The sequence below is a fragment of the Kaistella sp. 97-N-M2 genome (assembly GCF_021513235.1).
Lineage (GTDB): Bacteria > Bacteroidota > Bacteroidia > Flavobacteriales > Weeksellaceae > Kaistella.
Genome location: NZ_CP090976.1, coordinates 1,621,547 through 1,640,153 on the forward strand (window position 1 = coordinate 1,621,547; position 18,607 = coordinate 1,640,153).

The 18,607-nt window shown below is 36.9% G+C and carries 18 protein-coding genes; all 18 read left to right on the forward strand.

The window, feature by feature from the left end; genetic code table 11:
- Positions 1-212 precede the first annotated feature (212 nt).
- Positions 213-506 carry a GIY-YIG nuclease family protein gene (locus L0B70_RS07725; RefSeq protein WP_235141246.1) on the forward strand — a complete coding sequence of 98 codons (294 nt, stop codon included), beginning with the start codon at positions 213-215 and terminating at the stop codon, positions 504-506.
- Positions 507-1,030: 524 nt separating this feature from the next.
- A complete protein-coding gene (locus L0B70_RS07730) occupies positions 1,031-1,462 on the forward strand; it encodes a regulatory protein RecX (protein WP_235141247.1) in 432 nt (143 codons plus the stop codon).
- An 80-nt stretch (positions 1,463-1,542) separates the two neighbouring features.
- The gene (locus L0B70_RS07735; protein WP_235141248.1) at positions 1,543-2,184 is read left to right on the forward strand and encodes an outer membrane beta-barrel protein; all 642 of its coding nucleotides are present in this window, start codon (positions 1,543-1,545) and stop codon (positions 2,182-2,184) included.
- A 68-nt stretch (positions 2,185-2,252) separates the two neighbouring features.
- A complete protein-coding gene (locus L0B70_RS07740; protein ID WP_235141249.1) occupies positions 2,253-3,050 on the forward strand; it encodes a polysaccharide biosynthesis/export family protein in 798 nt (265 codons plus the stop codon).
- An 8-nt stretch (positions 3,051-3,058) separates the two neighbouring features.
- On the forward strand, positions 3,059-5,362 hold the full coding sequence (locus tag L0B70_RS07745) for a tyrosine-protein kinase (protein ID WP_235141250.1): 2,304 nt from the start codon (positions 3,059-3,061) through the stop codon (positions 5,360-5,362).
- A gap of 127 nt (positions 5,363-5,489) precedes the next feature.
- Complete coding sequence (locus L0B70_RS07750; RefSeq protein WP_235141251.1) at positions 5,490-5,840, forward strand: four helix bundle protein; 351 nt, start codon at positions 5,490-5,492, stop codon at positions 5,838-5,840.
- Between the two features lie 233 nt (positions 5,841-6,073).
- Positions 6,074-6,922 carry an ABC transporter permease gene (locus tag L0B70_RS07755; RefSeq protein WP_235141252.1) on the forward strand — a complete coding sequence of 283 codons (849 nt, stop codon included), beginning with the start codon at positions 6,074-6,076 and terminating at the stop codon, positions 6,920-6,922.
- 400 nt (positions 6,923-7,322) lie between these two features.
- Positions 7,323-8,594, forward strand: coding sequence for an ABC transporter ATP-binding protein (locus L0B70_RS07760; protein ID WP_235141253.1), 1,272 nt, complete (start codon positions 7,323-7,325; stop codon positions 8,592-8,594).
- On the forward strand, positions 8,575-9,321 hold the full coding sequence (locus tag L0B70_RS07765) for a hypothetical protein (protein ID WP_235141254.1): 747 nt from the start codon (positions 8,575-8,577) through the stop codon (positions 9,319-9,321). Before L0B70_RS07760 ends, L0B70_RS07765 begins: the two co-directional genes overlap by 20 nt.
- Positions 9,322-9,430: 109 nt before the next feature.
- On the forward strand, positions 9,431-10,258 hold the full coding sequence (locus tag L0B70_RS07770; RefSeq protein WP_235141255.1) for a hypothetical protein: 828 nt from the start codon (positions 9,431-9,433) through the stop codon (positions 10,256-10,258).
- Positions 10,255-11,166, forward strand: coding sequence for a glycosyltransferase (locus L0B70_RS07775; protein ID WP_235141256.1), 912 nt, complete (start codon positions 10,255-10,257; stop codon positions 11,164-11,166). Before L0B70_RS07770 ends, L0B70_RS07775 begins: the two co-directional genes overlap by 4 nt.
- Entirely contained in the window at positions 11,163-11,954 is a 792-nt protein-coding gene (locus L0B70_RS07780; protein WP_235141257.1) for a glycosyltransferase family A protein, read from the forward strand. The genes L0B70_RS07775 and L0B70_RS07780 overlap by 4 nt, the downstream gene beginning before the upstream one ends.
- A 13-nt stretch (positions 11,955-11,967) precedes the next feature.
- Positions 11,968-12,885, forward strand: coding sequence for a glycosyltransferase family 2 protein (locus L0B70_RS07785; RefSeq protein WP_235141258.1), 918 nt, complete (start codon positions 11,968-11,970; stop codon positions 12,883-12,885).
- A gap of 14 nt (positions 12,886-12,899) precedes the next feature.
- Positions 12,900-13,871: a glycosyltransferase gene (locus L0B70_RS07790; protein ID WP_235141259.1), complete on the forward strand. Its 972-nt coding sequence runs from the start codon at positions 12,900-12,902 to the stop codon at positions 13,869-13,871.
- Positions 13,868-15,022, forward strand: a complete 1,155-nt coding sequence (locus L0B70_RS07795; RefSeq protein WP_235141260.1) for a glycosyltransferase family 4 protein — start codon at positions 13,868-13,870, stop codon at positions 15,020-15,022. Before L0B70_RS07790 ends, L0B70_RS07795 begins: the two co-directional genes overlap by 4 nt.
- Positions 15,019-16,176, forward strand: coding sequence for a polysaccharide pyruvyl transferase family protein (locus L0B70_RS07800; RefSeq protein WP_235141261.1), 1,158 nt, complete (start codon positions 15,019-15,021; stop codon positions 16,174-16,176). The genes L0B70_RS07795 and L0B70_RS07800 overlap by 4 nt, the downstream gene beginning before the upstream one ends.
- A gap of 69 nt (positions 16,177-16,245) precedes the next feature.
- Complete coding sequence (locus L0B70_RS07805; protein ID WP_235141262.1) at positions 16,246-17,427, forward strand: glycosyltransferase; 1,182 nt, start codon at positions 16,246-16,248, stop codon at positions 17,425-17,427.
- Positions 17,420-18,607 carry a glycosyltransferase gene (locus L0B70_RS07810; RefSeq protein WP_235141263.1) on the forward strand — a complete coding sequence of 396 codons (1,188 nt, stop codon included), beginning with the start codon at positions 17,420-17,422 and terminating at the stop codon, positions 18,605-18,607. Before L0B70_RS07805 ends, L0B70_RS07810 begins: the two co-directional genes overlap by 8 nt.

Here is an 18,607-nt window from a genome sequence, read left to right on the forward strand (position 1 = left end):
CGATAAGCGGATACCAAATGGAAATTTATAATTATAATAAATAGAAAGTGATGCTCGATAAAGAACTTCTCGATACGCTTCGCTACTCGGAGTGACGGGGGTTTAATTTTCTCAAACTGGAGTGATTAAGTCGCCTTCGTCAGTTCGAGTGATTTTGCGGAGCAAAATTGTATCGAGAACTTTTAAGACTGATATATTAAAAAACAGACAAGATGGAGCTTTCATACATCTATATTTTAAAATGTTCCGATGGTACCTTTTACACGGGAGTAACAAGTGATCTGGAACAAAGGGTGCAGGAGCATCAGGGCGGAAAGCACGGTGATTCCTATACCGCCCAAAGATTGCCTGTCGAACTGGTCTATTTCTGTAGTTTTACGGATATTAATCTTGCCATTGAATTTGAAAAAAAGATCAAAAAATGGTCGCGGGCAAAGAAACTGGCGCTCATTGAAAGCCGGTATGACGATCTTCCGGCGCTCGCGAAAAAGGTTTTTAAAAAATGAGAAGTACGGTGCTGGGATTTTAGTGCGAAAATATATTTTAAAAACTTCTCGATACGCTGCGCTATTCGAAGTGATGAGGGGTTTAGATTTCTAGAATTGGTTAATTAATTAGACTTCGTCAGTTCGAGTGATTTTGCGGAGCAAAATTGTATCGAGAACTTTAAGTAAACGATACGTGATAACAGAACGGAATTCATTTATAAGAATTACATAAAAAAAAGATGTTTGATAAAGAACTTCTCGATAAGCTTCGCTACTCGAAGTGACGATGGTTTGAATGATTTGCTGAGGAGCACATAAAAAACTTCTCGATACGCTGCGCTACTCGAAGTGACGGAGTTACATTAAGCAGAATTGTATTAATTACACGCTTTCGTCAGTTCGAGTGATTTTGCGGAGCAAAATTGTATCGAGAACTTTAGCTAAACGATAAGTGTATACCAAACCGGAATTTAAATTTATACCATAATCTCAACCTTACTTTGGAACATAAATCCTATACTTTCCTCGAAATCAAACAAAAGATGGTGAACTACTGCGTTTATCAGGACCGCTGCCATAAAGAAGTGGAAGAGAAGATGCGCGATTATCTGATCATCCCCGAAGCAAAGGAAGAAATTCTGCTTTACCTGATGAAGGAGAATTATCTGAACGAAGAGCGTTTCACGCGGAGTTACATCCGCGGCAAGTTTTATATGAAATCCTGGGGACGCAATAAAATCCGCAACCATCTAAAATTTAAGGGTGTTTCCGACAAGTTAATTACCTCCTGTTTTGATGAGATTGAGGAGGAAGATTATGAAAAAACACTGCGCAAAATTTATGAGAATTACTATTCCAAACAAACCGCCGCAAAGCCGTATCAAAAAAAAGCAAAAACGGTGAATTATTTACTCGGAAGAGGATTTGAATATGATTTTATTAACCAAATTCTTAAAGACGGAGCGGCGGATTAAAAAAAAATGAGAATTATTTGAATATTTTAATTAATTTGCACTCGTATTTTATAACTAATAGCCGATATCAATAACATGATATGAAGAAAATAACTCTCATCATCGCTGTTTTCCTCATGGTCACAGCGACTGCACAGACTTTTAATTACGGGGTGACGGGGAATTTCCATAAAGGTTCCATAGTTGGGGTGCACGATGTTTCCAAAGGTGCTTATGGTGGCGGAGTAGGGATTTTCGGACAATGGTCGCTCGTGGAAAATGATGTTTTCGATTCTGCATGGCTTTATCTAATGCCGCAGCTGGAATACAGTATGCAGGGCGAGATTGCTAAGGCAGAGCAGGATAAGTTTGGTATACAGAAATTTCATCACGATTATATTGCCATGCAGGTGTATTTAAAATACTTTTTCCATCAGGGAAATATGAAGCGGGATCTCTATTTATTTGCCGGACCGCGCATCGAATATCTGGTCCACGAAAAGCGGGAGGTGGATCCGGCTTACGATCTGGCATACTACCAATATAATGGCGACGACGAGGTAAATAAATTCGGCTACGGGATTTCATTTGGCGCGGGCTTAAAAGTGACGCAACAATTTGAAGCATTTTTAAGATACGATCGCGGCTTCGGAACCGTTTATCCCAATAATGACCGCCGGAACACCTACAACAGGCTTTTAGCGCTGGGCATTAATTATTACTTTAACGAAAACTGGTGGTAGGAGACGAAATAATGTAAAGATTATGGGTTCCGGAACTATCTTTATATTTGTAATCTTAAAAATAAGAAATGATGAAATACTTTTCGGTATTTTCTGTGATACTCACCCTACTTCTCCTGTTCTCCTGCAAGCCGAAGAAAAACATCGTTTATCTCTCCAACAATAATTTCGAACAGGAAGTCTCGCAGGCAAAATATTCAGGTCTTCATATTCAGGAGGGCGACAAGCTGCAAATTCAGGTCTCCGCATTCGAAGAAATCGCGGTGCGGCCTTTCAACCGGTCTACGATGACGGGAACGGGCGACGCGGCCTCAGGAAGTGGCACCGGAAGTTCCACGGCAGCAAACGAATATATTGTAACGTCGGAAGGAAATATTATCTTCCCGGTTTTAGGAGCGGTTTACTGCAAAGGCATGACGAAACAGCAACTCAAAGATGATCTGGAGAGCCGGCTAAAACGGTATATTACGGAACCCCTTGTTACCATTACGCTTTCCAATTTCAATTTCAGTGTTTTAGGAGAGGTTAAAAGTCCGGGGCAAAAAACGAGTCCTACCGAAAAATTAAATATTTTCCAAGCCATCGCTTTATCCGGCGATCTAACATACGATGCGAACCGAACCAATATAAAATTGCTCCGAACCTCAGAGACCAGCGGAAAAGATGAGGTCGTTTCTTTGGACCTCTCCGAAGCTTCTATTGTGAACTCTCCCTATTATTATCTGCAGCAGAATGATATCCTTTATGTAGAACCAGATCGGAACAAACAGGTTTCTGTAAATAACGATTCGTCAACAGATAAATGGATCAAATATGGAGGCGTAGGACTTGGTTTGCTTACCCTGATCATTTCCTTAACCCGATAACGAAGCAGATGGAACTTTTAGAAAATTCGGTACCGGCGCAAAAGGCTAAGCCGCTCAATATTAAAAAGGAGATTGGCAAGTATTTACGGAAATGGCCGTGGTTTTTACTGAGCATCATTTTGTTTTATACCGCAGCGAAAATTTATTTGCGGTACGCACAACCGCAATTTTATTCAAAAACCTCTTTAAAACTTCAGGAATCAAAAGGAAAGTCTACGGCCCTCAGCGATTTAAAAAATCTGGGCATGGGCGTGAGTGGCGATAACGAACTACAGGGTGAAACTACGGTTATCGTCTCTAAACCGATTTTAGGAGCGGTGGTTAAAAATCTTGATTTGGATGTTACTTTTTTTAGTCTGGGAACCATTAAAGAAGTAGAACTTTATCAGGATTCGCCACTCAAGGGAAAAATCCTCCGCATTTATCAGCCGGACACTTTCTACAGTACCGCTTACACTTTAGAGCCGGTAGGTAAAAACTCTTACAAACTTTCCGGATTGAAGAAGCAATACCGCTTTGGCAGCCCCGCGGAACTGCCTTTTGGAACAGTTCAAATCGATGCGAAGCCTGGTGTTGTTTTAACTGCCCCTTTAAAAATAGTTTTTAGAAATCCGAAAAATGCGGTTGCCGCCTTAGAAGGTGGAATAACTGTCTCTCTGCCGGAGAACAAAGGGTTGCTCATGGAGTTATCAATGGTTGGACCTGTGCCGAAAAAATCGGAAGATATCCTTAACGAGCTTTCGAAACAGTACATCATCGACGGCGTAAAAGATAAAAACGAAGAAGCAAAAAATACGCAGGATTTCATTAATGAAAGACTGGCCATTATTACGGACGATCTTTCGGGTATTGAAGGAGAAAAGGAACAGTTCAAGCGTAAAAATCAAATTACAGATCTGGAAACTCAGGCTGGCTTATCGGTGGGGAAAGCCGAGGAAAACACGAAGCAGATCTTAACGCAAACGATGCAGTTGGATTTAATTAATTCCGTTATTGCAGCAAGTTCGGGGAATCAGCTTTTGCCGACGGGATTGGGTTTACCTGCAGGTGCAGAAAGTACTATTTCAGAATACAATGAGTTAATGCTCACCCGAAACAGAGTCTTGAAGCAGGCCACGCCAGAAAATCCGGCGATGATCGAAATTAATAAGCAGATTGCCGCACTGAAAAACCTGGTGCGTCAGAATTTACTGGAATCCCGGGAGACGCTGCAACTCCAAATCGCTCAGGCTAAGGGGCAACTCAACCTTGCGAAGGGAAATATTGAGAAATATCCAACGCAGGAAAAAGTTTTCCGAAGTATCGACCGCCAACAGACTTTGAAGGAACAACTCTACCTGTACCTTTTACAAAAACGAGAAGAAAACGCCATCACGCTGGCGGTGACGGCGCCAAAGGCTAAAATCGTCAATCCCGCTTTTACAACCGGTATTGTAAAGCCCAACTACAGCCAGATCATCTACGGGTCGCTTGCTGCAGGATTTCTGCTGCCGTTGCTGGTATTTATCGGCATCAACACTTTAGATACCAAAGTTCATACGAAGGAACATATCGCTTCCCGCCTCCCAGATGCTTCCGTAATCGCGGAAATTCCGGTTAATAAGGAGGAAAACGCGATGGTTCATCCGAACGATTTTTCGGTTTTTGCGGAATCGTTCCGGATTTTAGGATCTAATCTTAAATTTTTATTGCGGGCAAAAAATGTAGATAGAGGAGGAACGATCCTCGTAACGTCTTCGGTAAAAGGCGAGGGAAAAACGACGATTTCCATGAACGTCGCGCTGACCCTGGCCGGACAAAGCAAGGTTATTATTGTGGGTGCAGATATTCGGAATCCGCAGCTGCACCGTTTTATCCTGGGAAAAAACTTTGGACTCACGGATTTTTTGGTTTCCGATGATACCGTACCGGATGAATACATCGGCAGGTCCGGCATTAACGAAAATCTAGAGGTCATGTTCAGTGGACAGATCGCCCCCAATCCTAATGATTTGCTGGACATGCCTAAATTCAATCAAATGATCGCTTATCTTAAAAGAAAATATGATTATATTATTCTGGATTCTGCACCGGTAATGCTTGTCAGTGATACGCTGCATTTGGTGGAGATTTCCGACGTGGTGCTGTATGCTGTGAAATCTGATTTTACGGAGAAGGAGATGATCGACTTCGCCGCAGGATTCCGCAAGGAAAATATGATTAAAAATATGGCTTTTGTGCTGAACAGCGTCAAACCCGAAAACACGCGTTATGGCAAAAAATACGGCTACGGCTATTATTCCTATACGCACGACGAAAAACCGAAGTGGTGAAAAGATTTATTTAAGGTGAATCTGTGAATCTGTGAAGAAGTGAAGAAGTGAAGAAGTGAACCTGTAAACAAGTTCACGTTCACAATTTCACAAGTTCAAACCTTCACACCCAAAAAGAACTCAAAACATGAACAACCACAAAGATGTGCTGCTTTACCAAAAATCGCTTGACCTGGTTGAATATATTTACAGACTCACTAAGGCGTTTCCGGCAGAAGAAAGATTTGGACTGACGAGTCAGCTGAGAAGAAGTGCAGTCTCTCTGCCGTCCAACATCGCTGAAGGAGCGGGCAGAAGAGGTAAGAAAGAGTTTATTCAGTTTTTATATATTGGACTTGGTTCCTTAAATGAAATGGAAACCCAGATTGAGATTTCGAGAAGGTTGGGGTATGTTTCTGATATCACTGCCTTTTCAGAATTGTTTTTGCACCTAAAAAGAATGCTCTTGAAATTAATTGAGAAATTAGATAGTGATTAGTATGTGAAAAGGTAAACAAGTGAACCTGAGAAGAAGTGAACAAGTGCATCTGTGAAGGAGTAAACAAGTGAATCTGTGAAGAAGTGAACCTGTAAACCAGTTCACGTTCACAAGTTCACAAGTTCACACGTTTACACCTTCACAAGTTCACACCTTCACAAGTTCACACCTTCACAAGTTCACAAGTTCACAAGTTCACACGTTCACAATTTCACAATTTCATCAAAAAAACAATGACAAACGAAAAGCAGCCAACATATTTTATAAACTCGAAGCAATCTGTTTTTTCCCTTAATTTAAAGGAGGTGTGGGCGTACCGCGATCTGCTTTTGATGTTGGTGAAAAAGGATTTCATCACGTTCTACAAGCAAACCGTTCTGGGGCCGCTTTGGTTTGTGGTGCAGCCTTTACTCACGACGGCGATCTATATTATTTTATTCGGAAATATTGCGAAGCTGTCGACCGATGGTGTGCCGCAGGTGTTATTTTATCTGTCCGGCATCACGGTGTGGAATTATTTCTCCGAAAGCCTGACGAAGACGTCGAACGTCTTTACGGCGAACGCCGGAATGTTTGGCAAGGTCTATTTCCCGCGCCTGATTATGCCGCTGTCGATTGTCGCCTCGTCACTTATGAAGTTTGCCGTACAGTTTGGTATTTTTATTTTGGTGCTGCTGTATTACATCGTTTTTACGGAGGCCGTGCAGCCGAACTGGTGGATTCTGCTTACGCCCCTGCTGATCCTTCTCATGGCCATGTTTGCGTTGGGAATGGGCATGATTTTCTCGTCGCTGACGACGAAATATAAAGATCTCACGTTTCTTCTGACATTTGGAACGCAGCTGTTTATGTACGTTACGCCCGTGGTCTATCCTACATCTGCTTTGCCGGAAAAATTTCGGTTCCTTGTTTATATGAATCCTTTATCCTCCATATTTGAATGTTTCCGGTATGCTTTTTTAGGTTCGGGGAGTTTTGATCTGAGGAATATTTTATGGAGCGGAATTTTTATAACGGTGATCCTTATCATCGGAACGGTTATCTTTAACAAGGTTGAAAAAAGTTTTATGGATACGGTTTAGGAATGCGGTCATTTTTTGATTTATGCTTGATTACGAGAAGACTTTGCCACTTATAAATTTTAGTAATAATAGGTACAAGAATAAATTATTGTATAATTATTTGAAGTACTTTAAACGACTTGGAGATTTCTGTGTGAGCAAAATTGAATTTCTTTAAAACATAATTTATTAAATTTGAACTCTATAACGATTTTGAGTGGCGGCAAATAAAGCAGTTCAATTTTTAAATTTAACTTTCCGCCCGAGTTTGGCAATTTCTTAAATGAAAATTGATTTTAGCAAACCGACGAAGGAGGTTCGCCGATTCCAATAAGAATATAAAAAGAAGGCGGCAAAAAGATTCACGTTTTGAACTTGTGGATTTTTCTTTCAAGACAATAGATCCTGTGATAATAAAAAAATGAAGCAGAATACAGCCATTATCGCCCATAATATTTCCAAGCAGTACCGGCTGGGTGAAGTCGGTACAGGAACCCTGTCCCATGACCTGAACCGGGCGTGGGCAAAACTGCGCGGCAGGGAAGATCCCTTTCTAAAGATTGGGGAGAGCAATGACCGCTCCACGAAAGGCGGGAGCGACTATGTGTGGTCTTTGAAAGACATTAATTTTGAGATCGAGAAAGGTGATGCCGTAGGCATTATCGGGCGCAACGGCGCAGGGAAGTCTACGCTGTTGAAGCTGTTAAGCCGCGTGACGAAACCTACAACGGGACATTTTGAAGTGCAGGGCAGGATCGCGTCATTGCTTGAAGTAGGAACGGGATTTAATCCGGAAATGACGGGCCGGGAAAACATCTTTCTGAATGGCGCTATTCTGGGCATGCGACGCCAGGAAATCAAAAGGAAGTTCGACGAAATTGTGGATTTTGCGGGGGTTGAACGCTATATCGATACGCCGGTGAAACGCTATTCTTCCGGCATGTATGTAAGGTTGGCTTTTGCTGTTGCCGCGCATCTGGAATCGGAGATTTTGATTGTAGATGAAGTTCTAGCCGTAGGCGATGCGGAGTTTCAGAAAAAATGTCTGGGAAAAATGGGCGATGTCTCCAAAGGCGAGGGCAGGACGGTTTTGTTTGTGAGTCATAATATGGCGAGTGTGGAGAATTTATGTGAAAAAGGTATATTATTGCAGAATGGCTATATTGCGAACCAGGGAGAAATCGGACTAATTACAAACAAATATTTGGAAGATTACCAGCCAGATATTAAGAAAGTATCGGAAATCATTAACCGAAATGGTACAGGAAAGGTAAAGTTTCAAAATGTTACAATTAAAGGCATCGATACAGAAGCAAGCCGTGTCGAAAGTTTGTCCGGGATGGAGGTAAATTTGAAATTTAATAAAGATATCAATTTTAGTAAAGATAATTATCGTATTGATGTCGGAATAAACAATAATCATGGAGTTCGGGTTGGGTGGTTATCATCCACAAACTGTTCCGTAAAGCAAATCCCATCCGGGACAGAAATAACATTTTATATTAATCAAAATCCACTATATCCAGGTGATTATAGCCTTACTCTTTATTTGGAGATAGACAAAGAAGTCAGCGACTGGCTAAAGGAAGTGGTTCCATTTACAGTGATTGAAAAAGACTACTATAACACAGGCCGTCTCACACCACCAAATCAAGGTAATATTCTGTTTAAATATGATATCAAAAGTTACTAAAAAGTTCAAAAATTTACTTAATACACCACAGGATGTCGGTGCATTGTTAAAGAAAATAGAATATCTGGACAAGTCCGTAGAAGAATCTATATGGGCAAATGTTTATCACGACAGTATCAGAGGGTATTCCGCGCTGGAAAAACTTCCGCTAAATATTGGCAGATGGGCTGGTAATTATTCATTTTTTTATTTACTGAACCGTATTCTGAAGGATTTTCAACCTAAAAATATTTTAGAATTGGGATTAGGTGAATCCACAAAGTTTATTTCAACCTACGTCAACAATTACCTTCCAAATTCACACCATCATATAGCTGAGCACGATCCTGTATGGATTGATTTTTTTTCAAAAAATTTTCAGTTATCATCCAGATCGGAAATTAAAGAAATAGAGCTGGAAAAGGGTGTGCTTGAAAAAAATGAATACTACAGATATAAAGATTTTACGAATCAATTTTCAGCAGACTATGACTTTATTTTAATTGACGGCCCCTTTGGATGTAATCCGGTTTCCAGATATGATGTAATCGGATACATACATGAACATGAATTTTCAGGGAATTTCGTAATTTTGTTGGACGACACAAACCGGGCGGGAGAACAAAATACCTTGGCTACTATTCTTCAACTATTAAGAAAAAAACGTTCCGACATTTATTATTCTACTTTTGCAGGATTAAAATCTTGTACGGTAATTACAAATCAGAAGTTCTTAACATCTATATAGATTCTTATATTGTTTTCGTTCAATATACTTATAAGTGGTGGGAAGACTGATATACGATTAAAACATATCAAATTAAATTATACAGATTTTAAAATAAACGCCACAAAATATGGATAGTCAAAATAAGATGCATATACTGGCCGTTTTGGTTAATTATGGTGATGAACAAATTTCATATTTAAAGGCAGTTGTTACGAAATTAAAGAGTTTCAAAAAATATAATGTTCATGTACTTGTCAATAGTAATATTCCTCTTTCAATAGAAGGAATTGATACGGTCAAAGTTATTGAACTTGAGGATTACCAGTTACTGCCTTTAACCTGCAGAAAAACAATCTGGGAACATAGGAAAAATTATGACCTTTTTATTTACGGTGAAAATGATCACCTTTTTTTAGAAACGCATATTGATAAACATTTGGAATATGAAAATATTCTTCCTTCAAATATGATCTCCGGTTTAATTCAATATGAAAAATCAGGAGATGAGTTTTATTTTCCTGGATATCATGAACCTTTCGAGTGGGATTTCAATTCTGTGCGAAGCTATGGAGGAAAGAAATTCGCACATTTTAAAAATGTTCATCAGGCTAGCTTCATTCTTACTAAGAACCAATTAGATAAAATAGGAAGCAAAATAAATTTCTGTGAATTAGTAGATGACAGAGAGTCTTGGCTTAAAATAAAATGGAAAAACGCGCAAATTAAATTCTTTGATAGAAAGTTCATTCCAATACACTGTTATAGCCGAAAATGCAAAGTTAATACCGATGTTTTTAAATATGGCGGTTACAAGAAGATGATTTGTATTTCCGAATTCAAAGATAATTTAATTCATCATCTTCCAAATTTATATATTTATGGCGAAAAAGGCCGCAGAAAACTGAGGTCTGACGAAAATACCATGATGGCTTGTATAAATAAATTGCTGAAATGAAGCTTCTCGCCGTAGTTATTCCTTATTATAAACGCACTTTCTTTCGGGAATGTTTAGCTTCTTTGGCAGCACAAACCGATCAAAGATTTACAGTTTATATCGGCAACGATGCCTCTTCTGAAAATCCAGAAGATTTATTAAAAGAATTCGAAGGAAAATTTAACTTCGTATACAAAAAATTTGAAGAGAATTTTGGAAGAACTTCATTAACCAAACATTGGGACAGATGTATTGAAATGATGGAAGATGAAGAATGGTTTATGATTTTGGGTGATGATGATTGTTTAGGTCAAAATGCTATCGAAAGTTTCTACGAAAGTTTCCACGAAATTAATGAGTCACATAATGTAGTAAGGTTTTCTACACAAATTATCAATGACTGTGGCACCAAAATTTCAAAAGTTTATCAACAGCCTGAAAGCGAAAATGCACTGCGATCGTATCAAAGAAAACTTTTGGGACAAAACCGAAGTTCACTATCAGAATATATATTTAGAATATTGAAATATAAAAAATATGGATTAAAAAACTATCCTTTAGCGTGGTCGGTAGACGATCGTGCAGTTATAGATTTCTGTGAGAACAAAGATATATTTTCAATCAATAGAGCAGTCGTATATGTTAGAATGTCGGCATCCAATATTTCTTCAACTATGGCTTATTCAAATTTGATGCAGGAAGCTATTTTGGAAAGCAGTAGAGAATTAATTTTTGATTACAAGAAAAAGATGGATAGAGCACAGTTAAGATTTTTTATTGAAAATTATGAAAACTGCGCCTTAATTTTTACAAAGGTGGATCGACGAGATTTAATAAACATAACGAAACTTTTTTTACTTTATATGCCGATTAAAAGCAAAATATATATTTTGAAAGTAATATTAAGTAAAGCATTTACAAAAGTATGAAATTAACTATTTTTAATATTTGGCTTTACAATGTTATAAATAATATTTTTTACCGCAGCTTTGATTTGTATTGTAATCCTATAGTCCGAAAGCAGTTAAAACAGCCAAAACAAATACCAATAATTATAATCAATTTTAATCAATTGTTTTACTTAAAGCAACTAGTAGATTTTTTATTCGAGAGAAACTTTAATAATATTGTAATTATTGATAATCGATCAACTTATCCACCATTGTTAAGATATTATGAAGAAATAAGCAATGACGTGGAGATAGAATTTATGGAGAAAAACTATGGTCACGCGGTATTTTTTAAAAATAAAGTATTACAAAAAAAATACGGAAAAGGATTTTATGTAGTCACTGATGCTGACGTTATACCAAATGAAAATCTGCCTGCTGATTTTTTAAAGCACATGATAATACATCTAAAAAAGCATTGGTCGCAGATTACTAAGGTAGGATTTGCATTAAAGTTAGATGACATACCAAAGGAAAATCTCCTAAAACAAAAGATATTAAAGTGGGAAGCAAAATTTTGGCAAAATAAACAATCTGAAAATATTTATATAGCTCCTATTGACACCACATTTGCTTTGTACAAACCTGGTTATCCGCGGAAATATGATCAGGTTCCGTACTTGAATGCTCATAGATTTGCAAACAGTTTTGTTGCAAAACATGGAGGTTGGTATGTAAATCAAAGTAATTTAACAGAAGAGCAACAGTTTTATGCGGAAACTGCTTCGATGTCAAGTTCTTGGCTTCAAAATAATCAGAATTTATAAGGAAAATAATCAGATGGCTATAAAAGATATTGTAATTCGGGTCAGTGTGTGTATCAGTGCTTACAATCATGAAGAATTTATTGAAGAAGCACTTCACAGCGTTTTAGAGCAAGAGTGTAATTTTGATTACGAAGTTATATTGTCCAATGATCATTCTACAGATTGCACCCATGAGGTAATTACAAGAATTATCGAAAATCATCCCCACGGTGATAAGATTCGTTACTACAATCAGGCAAAAAATCTTGGCATCAACGGAAACCTAATCTATACATTAGAGCAAGCGGCGGGAAAATACATTGCATTGTTAGAAGGAGATGATTACTGGACAGACCAGAATAAATTGCAAAAGCAGTTCGATTTCTTGGAAAGCAGCCCAGATTATACCATTTGCACGGGTGGGTATGAGTCAATAACGCCAGCTCGTGGATTGGTAGTAAGGAAATTGCATGAGAATGTTGATGGTATTACTTATGAATTTAATAAAAAAGATGGATTCCGAGCACATTACTTGAATATGTTTTTCAGATCAAAAAGTCTGGACACTGATAAATTAAAAACTTTTAAATATTCAGGTGACAATGTAATTTTTTTAATCTGTCTTTTAACAGGTAAAGGATACTTTTTTAATCAAATATTCGGATTTAGAAGAACTCATCCTGGCGGTGCCTGGACGTCAAAATCCCAAATTGATAAAATAAAGATGGGATATGAGCAACTTATTGGTTTGCATAGATTCCCTGAATTTCGGAAAGCAGTTCGATCAGAGTTATTCTATACTTATTTAGACCTACTGGGCGAAGATAACAACAGCAAGAACAATATTATATATTCTTTAAAATTAATTAGAAAGCCTGATGAACTAATATATTTTATCAAGAGAGTCTTGAATGTAATTTTTAAGACCAAAACAAAAAATAATTTTTGTTAAAGTGATTTTCGCAAATGCAATTATCTGTAATAATTCCCGTGTTCAACACTTCCGATTATTTGCCCGAATGTCTGGAAAGTGTCATTGCACAAACTTTCCAGGACATCGAAATTATATGTATTAATGACGGTTCAACCGATGATTCGTTACTGATACTTAAAGAGTTTCAGAAAAAAGATAATCGCATCATCATTATCGATCAACAAAATAAAGGGGTGTCCGCTGCACGTAACTCAGGATTAAAAATCGCTAGTGGCCAATATATCGGTTTTGTAGACAGTGATGACGCAATTGCTCCTACCTATCTGCAAACTTTACATGAAAAAATAGGAGATGTACAATGGTCAGTCTGTGGCTACATCGGCTCGGAAGAGATGACTTTCAACGAAGGAGTTTTAAACTTAAATAAAAAATCATTGGTTGATTTTATAATGTTGCTTAAAACTGGATTGCTCTTTATGCCTTGGTGTAAGTTATATATAAAAGAGCTGATTACTAAAAATGATTTGGCTTTTAACTCGGATTTTAATTATGGTGAGGATTTACTGTTTAATATAGATTATTTGCGACATGTTAGTAGTTTGTATGTTTCCTGCAAGGTTTTATACCAGTATAATATTACCACACCCAATTCTTTAGCTAAAAGCTTCACTGTTAAAATGTTTAATGATAAGAACTTTCAGATTATAGAAATTAAAAAATTTTTAGAAAGTCGTTTTGGAAGTGATGAAATAATAAATAGTTATATTTCACAAGAACTGTATTGGAATACCTACGATGCGAGTTTTTTCTTATTGAATAATTTTACAAATTTACTCGTAGATGAGAGGAAGCGATTTATAATAGAAGTGATGGATTTTCCATTTTTTAAAGATTGCAACAAAATTAAAAGGCATTTTTTAATAAAACTTTTTGCACTAAAGTTGAGGAAAGTAATATATATATACTTTTTACTTAGACATCAATTATTATCTGTCAAAAAATGAAAAACACCTTAATTATAACAGGTTTAGATTCATCGGAAAAATTTGGTGGGTTAGAACGCTGGTATGTTCAATTAGCGAATATGTTAGATGAGCAAGGAAATATTTTTCTTTTTTATAACCTTAGTATGCCTCCCGAATTTATTTTAGAAAAATTCAGTGAAAATAATATTTCAGTGAATATATTCGCAAATAAAGATTTAAAGCGAAATTCTAAGATCTATAAAGATTTTTTAATTAAAAACGATATCTCCCTAGTAATTGGCCAATTTGAAGCTGCATTAAATTTTCTTCAAATACCAAATAAAACAGGAATTAAAACTGTTTGGTGCTTGTACATGGGGAATTTTTATGCTTACGATACCAAATGGAAGTATAACTTGAAATTATATTTAGGCGTTTTATGGTATCGCTTACAAACTTTCAGAAAATTATTTTACGTAAATAAGGTGTATTGCGCATCTGAAGGTGTTCAAAAGGAATTTAGGGGTTTTTTCGGGCATAATAAGAAATTTGAAGTAAATTATTTAGGTCTTGATGATGACATATTAGATAAATATAGTTTTGTGGATATCTTAACAAAAACGAAAAATAAAACGGATCAAATCATCATTTCCTGTATCGGTTTTCACGCCCCTATAAAAGGAATTGACATTTTTGTAAGAGCTATTGCAGAACTTAATGAAAGAGGTTTTGACAACGTGTTGTACTATCAAATCGGAAGTAGCTTAATTTCAGACACTGCCCACTATACCTTGCATTTGAAAGACTTAGCAAAATCTTTAAATGTTGATAATTTACATTGGAAAGGAACACAAAAAGATGTTTTTCCTTTTCTTTTGCAGTCTGATGTATATTGCCAACCATCACGGCATGAGGCGCTCTCCTTTACAGTAATGGAGGCCATGACAGTTGGGTTGCCTATTGTAGGTGCAAATAATTGTGGTATCCCAGAACTTGTGCAACATGATATAAATGGATATTTATTTAATACCGGCGATTACATAGATCTTGCTGATAAGCTCGAAGTTCTAATCAATAGTAAAAAAATACGTGATGAATTTGGGGTTAATTCTTTTGAGATTATTCGTATGAATAAATTTAGGACTACTACGAATATAAAGAAGTTAATTGATTACCTTGTAGACTCATGAAAATAATAATGTTCTTCCACGCCGGAAGTAAAAACCGCGGGTGCGAAGCTATTGTCCGAACGGCTGCTCAATTATTAAAATCCGATGAACCCGTTACAGAATTGGCACTTTGCTCTGGCGATCCAGCTTCCGACCGGTTGATTCCAAATATTGATGTATTGCATTTAGACAAGCAAGGCATGTTGGACCGTTATTCACTTCGGGGTTTGATAAGTGCCCTCAAGGTAAAACTCTTCAAAGACGAAAGTTTAGCATACCAAAAAATTCACGAAAGCATCATCAAACTGATTCCACACTACGATCTTTTCCTCTCCATTGGGGGCGACAACTATTGTTACGGCGAACAGCCTGGTATCTATGAAATTGATCGACAGATTAAAAAAGCGGGAAAGAAATTAGTGCTTTGGGGAGCCTCTATTGGGGAAGAAGATTTATCGGAACAAAAACTGGCAGATTTAAAAAACTTTGATCTCATTTTGGCTAGGGAATCATTAACGGAAAAAGTTCTAAAGAATGCCGGGCTTATCAATGTAGCGTTGGTTGCCGATGGCGCTTTTTTAATGGAAAAAACAGAACTTTCATTGCCACAAATTTGGAAAGGAGGCAACACGATTGGCTTTAATTTTTCTCCTTTGGTTTCCAAGAAAAATCCGGCCTCCAAAGGCGCTGCATTTGCTTTGATCAGCCATATTTTAGGAACGACTGATTTTACCATCTGTTTTTTACCCCACGTTACTCTGTCTGGTAACGATGATCACGAGATCCTAAATGAGTTTTACGAGAAATTTAAAGATAGTAAACGCGTGATTTTGCTTCCCTCTACTTTAAACGCGACTGAGTACAAGGGATATATTGCACGAATGAAATTTTTTATCGGTGCACGAACTCACGCCACTATTGCGGCGTACTCGTGCTTGGTCCCCACCATGGTTCTGGGATACAGTGTGAAATCAAAAGGGATTGCAAAGGATATTTTTGGGGAAGAAAAACTGGTTCTTGATCTTTCAGAAATCTCAGATGCGGAGAAACTGATCGCGAAATTTGAGGAAATGAAAAGGGAAGAACTTCAGTTAAAAGAAACCCTTAAAAATAGAATACCTGAAATAAAAAAGAGGGCTGCGCGAGCGGGTGAATATCTTCTGGATTTGAAATAATATGGATGTACTCAACCTTGTCAGGGTTCCAAACCCTGACAAGGTTATTTTAGATAACAAACTGACTTGATGAAAAAAAAACTTCTTTTTGTAATTCCCAGTTTGGCTGCAGGTGGAGCTGAAAAAAGCTTGGTTAATCTTCTCGCGGAACTCGATTATTCCCGCTATGAAGTTGATCTGTTTTTATTTTCAAAGAATGGTCTGTTTCTTCCGCAAGTTCCGGAAGAAGTAAATATTTTAGCCAACAGTACTGATTTATTAACTTTTCAGTTACCACTTCCATCTTCCTTAAAACTATTTTTAAAAAAACTACAGTTTAAGTTGACTTGGGCAAGGATCATGTTTTTTTTGATTAATAGATTCTACGGAAATAAAAACATTGCGGAACAAAAATCCTGGAAATATATCGCTGCTTCTATTTTACCATTAAAAGAGAATTACACTGCAGCGATTGGTTTTTTAGAAAAATCATCCATTTATTTGGTGGTCGATAAGGTCATTTCCCAAAATAAAATAGGATTTATTCACACCTATTATCCGAAATTAAAAACAGATCTTCAATTCGATCAAACCTATTTTTCGGCTCTGAATAAAGTGCTTTTAGTCTCGAAACATTGTGAAATAGACTTTAAAACTGTTTTCCCGGAATTTGCATCTAAAAGTATGGTCCTTCACAATATTAATTCTCCTCATTTGATCCGTAACCTCAGCGTGCAATTAAACCCTGATCTAAAATCAAACGCTGTTATTTCAGTAGGCAGACTGGAAACTGTAAAAGGTTTTGATCTGGCCGTAGAAGCCGCTCATATTTTGCAACAAGATAAAGTTGATTTTCATTGGTATATCATTGGCGACGGTAATGAAAAGCGCAGTTTAGAACAGCAGATTGCTACTTATCATCTGGAAAATCATTTTACATTTTTAGGTTTGAAAGCAAATCCTTATCCCTATATTAAAAACGCAAAAATATTTGTACAGCCATCCCGCTACGAAGGAAAGTCAATTGCCATCGATGAAGCTAAAATATTGGCAAAACCGATCATTTTAACCGATTTCACCACGGCTAGAGATCAGGTAGAAAATGGCGTTACCGGAATTATTTGTGAAATGTCTGCTTCATCTCTTGCTGAAAGTATAGTGAAATACTTTGAAGAGAAACATTTCACCCAGAAAATTATTGCAAATTTGCAGAGCAAAGATTACGGAACAGAGGAAGAAATAGAAAAATTTTACCAGGTTTTAAATGCATAAAAAGAAAGATATTTTATTTGTGATGAATAATTTGAATGTGGGTGGTGCCGAAAAGGCATTGATATCACTTTTGCAGATTTTTGATTATGAAAAGTATGCAGTTGATCTGTTGTTATTTAAAAAAGAGGGATTATTCCTTAATCAACTTCCCTCAGAAGTGACCTTGTTAGAAGCACCTAAAAACTTACGCTATTTTGATATGCCTTTTTTGCAAATACTAAAAGAAAATGTACTGCAGGGAAACTGGAATGTTATTTATCGTCGCATTCAGTTTAAGCGTCAGTGCAAGAAAGCAAAGAATTCAGCAGAAGCAGAGCAGTTTGGCTGGAAGGCTTTATCGAAAACATTGAATCCCTTGTCTAAACAATACGATGCTGCGATTGGGTTTTTAGAGAAAAATCCGAACTATTTTGTCGTCGATCACACTCTTGCAGCGAAAAAAATTGGCTGGATTCATAATGACTACATTTCCCTTTCTTTAAATAAAGATATAGATCATCATTTCTTTAAGCAATTGAATCATATTGTTACGGTTTCAGCAGAGTGTGTTAAGTCCCTGGAAAATACCTTCCCTCAATTTAAAGAAAAGATCAAATTGATTCATAACATTTCCTCGCAAGAGAAACTGTGCGTTTTATCAGATGAGGATATTCCACTCTGGGTGAATCAAAAATTTATTTTAACGATTGGCAGATTAACTGAACAAAAAGCAATTGAAAAAGCAATCGATGCTTTTGAAATTCTTCAGAAAACAGAATCGGAACTGCAATGGATTGTTTTGGGAGAAGGATCTTTGCGCCCATTTTTAGAAAATAAAATTAAAGAAAAAGGCTTTGAAAATAAATTTCATCTATTAGGAAATAAGCCAAATCCTTACCCATATTTAAAAAGATGCACGGTATATGTCCAGACTTCTATTTTCGAAGGTAAATCCATTGCCATTGATGAAGCAAAACTTTTTGCTAAACCGATGGTAATTACCAATTATCCATCTGCAAAAGATCAGATAATGGATGGAGTAAATGGTTTGCTGGCAGATTTAAATGCGGTTTCAATTGCAAAAAAGATTAAAATGCTTTTAGATGATAAAAATATGCAAAATGCTTTTTCGCAAAAACTGCGATCTGAAGAAACGAGTTATGAAAAAGAAATTGAAAAGCTTTATCAATTAATGGAATAA

What these genes read in the sequence shown, in the direction of transcription:
- L0B70_RS07800 (WP_235141261.1), top strand. Translation starts at nt 15,019, where the DNA reads ATGAAAATAATAATGTTCTTCCACGCCGGAAGTAAAAACCGCGGGTGC.
- L0B70_RS07725 (WP_235141246.1), top strand. Translation starts at nt 213, where the DNA reads ATGGAGCTTTCATACATCTATATTTTAAAATGTTCCGATGGTACCTTT.
- L0B70_RS07810 (WP_235141263.1), top strand. Translation starts at nt 17,420, where the DNA reads ATGCATAAAAAGAAAGATATTTTATTTGTGATGAATAATTTGAATGTG.
- L0B70_RS07795 (WP_235141260.1), top strand. Translation starts at nt 13,868, where the DNA reads ATGAAAAACACCTTAATTATAACAGGTTTAGATTCATCGGAAAAATTT.
- L0B70_RS07760 (WP_235141253.1), top strand. Translation starts at nt 7,323, where the DNA reads ATGAAGCAGAATACAGCCATTATCGCCCATAATATTTCCAAGCAGTAC.
- L0B70_RS07750 (WP_235141251.1), top strand. Translation starts at nt 5,490, where the DNA reads ATGAACAACCACAAAGATGTGCTGCTTTACCAAAAATCGCTTGACCTG.
- L0B70_RS07770 (WP_235141255.1), top strand. Translation starts at nt 9,431, where the DNA reads ATGGATAGTCAAAATAAGATGCATATACTGGCCGTTTTGGTTAATTAT.
- L0B70_RS07790 (WP_235141259.1), top strand. Translation starts at nt 12,900, where the DNA reads ATGCAATTATCTGTAATAATTCCCGTGTTCAACACTTCCGATTATTTG.
- L0B70_RS07785 (WP_235141258.1), top strand. Translation starts at nt 11,968, where the DNA reads ATGGCTATAAAAGATATTGTAATTCGGGTCAGTGTGTGTATCAGTGCT.
- L0B70_RS07730 (WP_235141247.1), top strand. Translation starts at nt 1,031, where the DNA reads ATGGTGAACTACTGCGTTTATCAGGACCGCTGCCATAAAGAAGTGGAA.
- L0B70_RS07765 (WP_235141254.1), top strand. Translation starts at nt 8,575, where the DNA reads ATGATATCAAAAGTTACTAAAAAGTTCAAAAATTTACTTAATACACCA.
- L0B70_RS07745 (WP_235141250.1), top strand. Translation starts at nt 3,059, where the DNA reads ATGGAACTTTTAGAAAATTCGGTACCGGCGCAAAAGGCTAAGCCGCTC.
- L0B70_RS07805 (WP_235141262.1), top strand. Translation starts at nt 16,246, where the DNA reads ATGAAAAAAAAACTTCTTTTTGTAATTCCCAGTTTGGCTGCAGGTGGA.
- L0B70_RS07775 (WP_235141256.1), top strand. Translation starts at nt 10,255, where the DNA reads ATGAAGCTTCTCGCCGTAGTTATTCCTTATTATAAACGCACTTTCTTT.
- L0B70_RS07780 (WP_235141257.1), top strand. Translation starts at nt 11,163, where the DNA reads ATGAAATTAACTATTTTTAATATTTGGCTTTACAATGTTATAAATAAT.
- L0B70_RS07735 (WP_235141248.1), top strand. Translation starts at nt 1,543, where the DNA reads ATGAAGAAAATAACTCTCATCATCGCTGTTTTCCTCATGGTCACAGCG.
- L0B70_RS07740 (WP_235141249.1), top strand. Translation starts at nt 2,253, where the DNA reads ATGATGAAATACTTTTCGGTATTTTCTGTGATACTCACCCTACTTCTC.
- L0B70_RS07755 (WP_235141252.1), top strand. Translation starts at nt 6,074, where the DNA reads ATGACAAACGAAAAGCAGCCAACATATTTTATAAACTCGAAGCAATCT.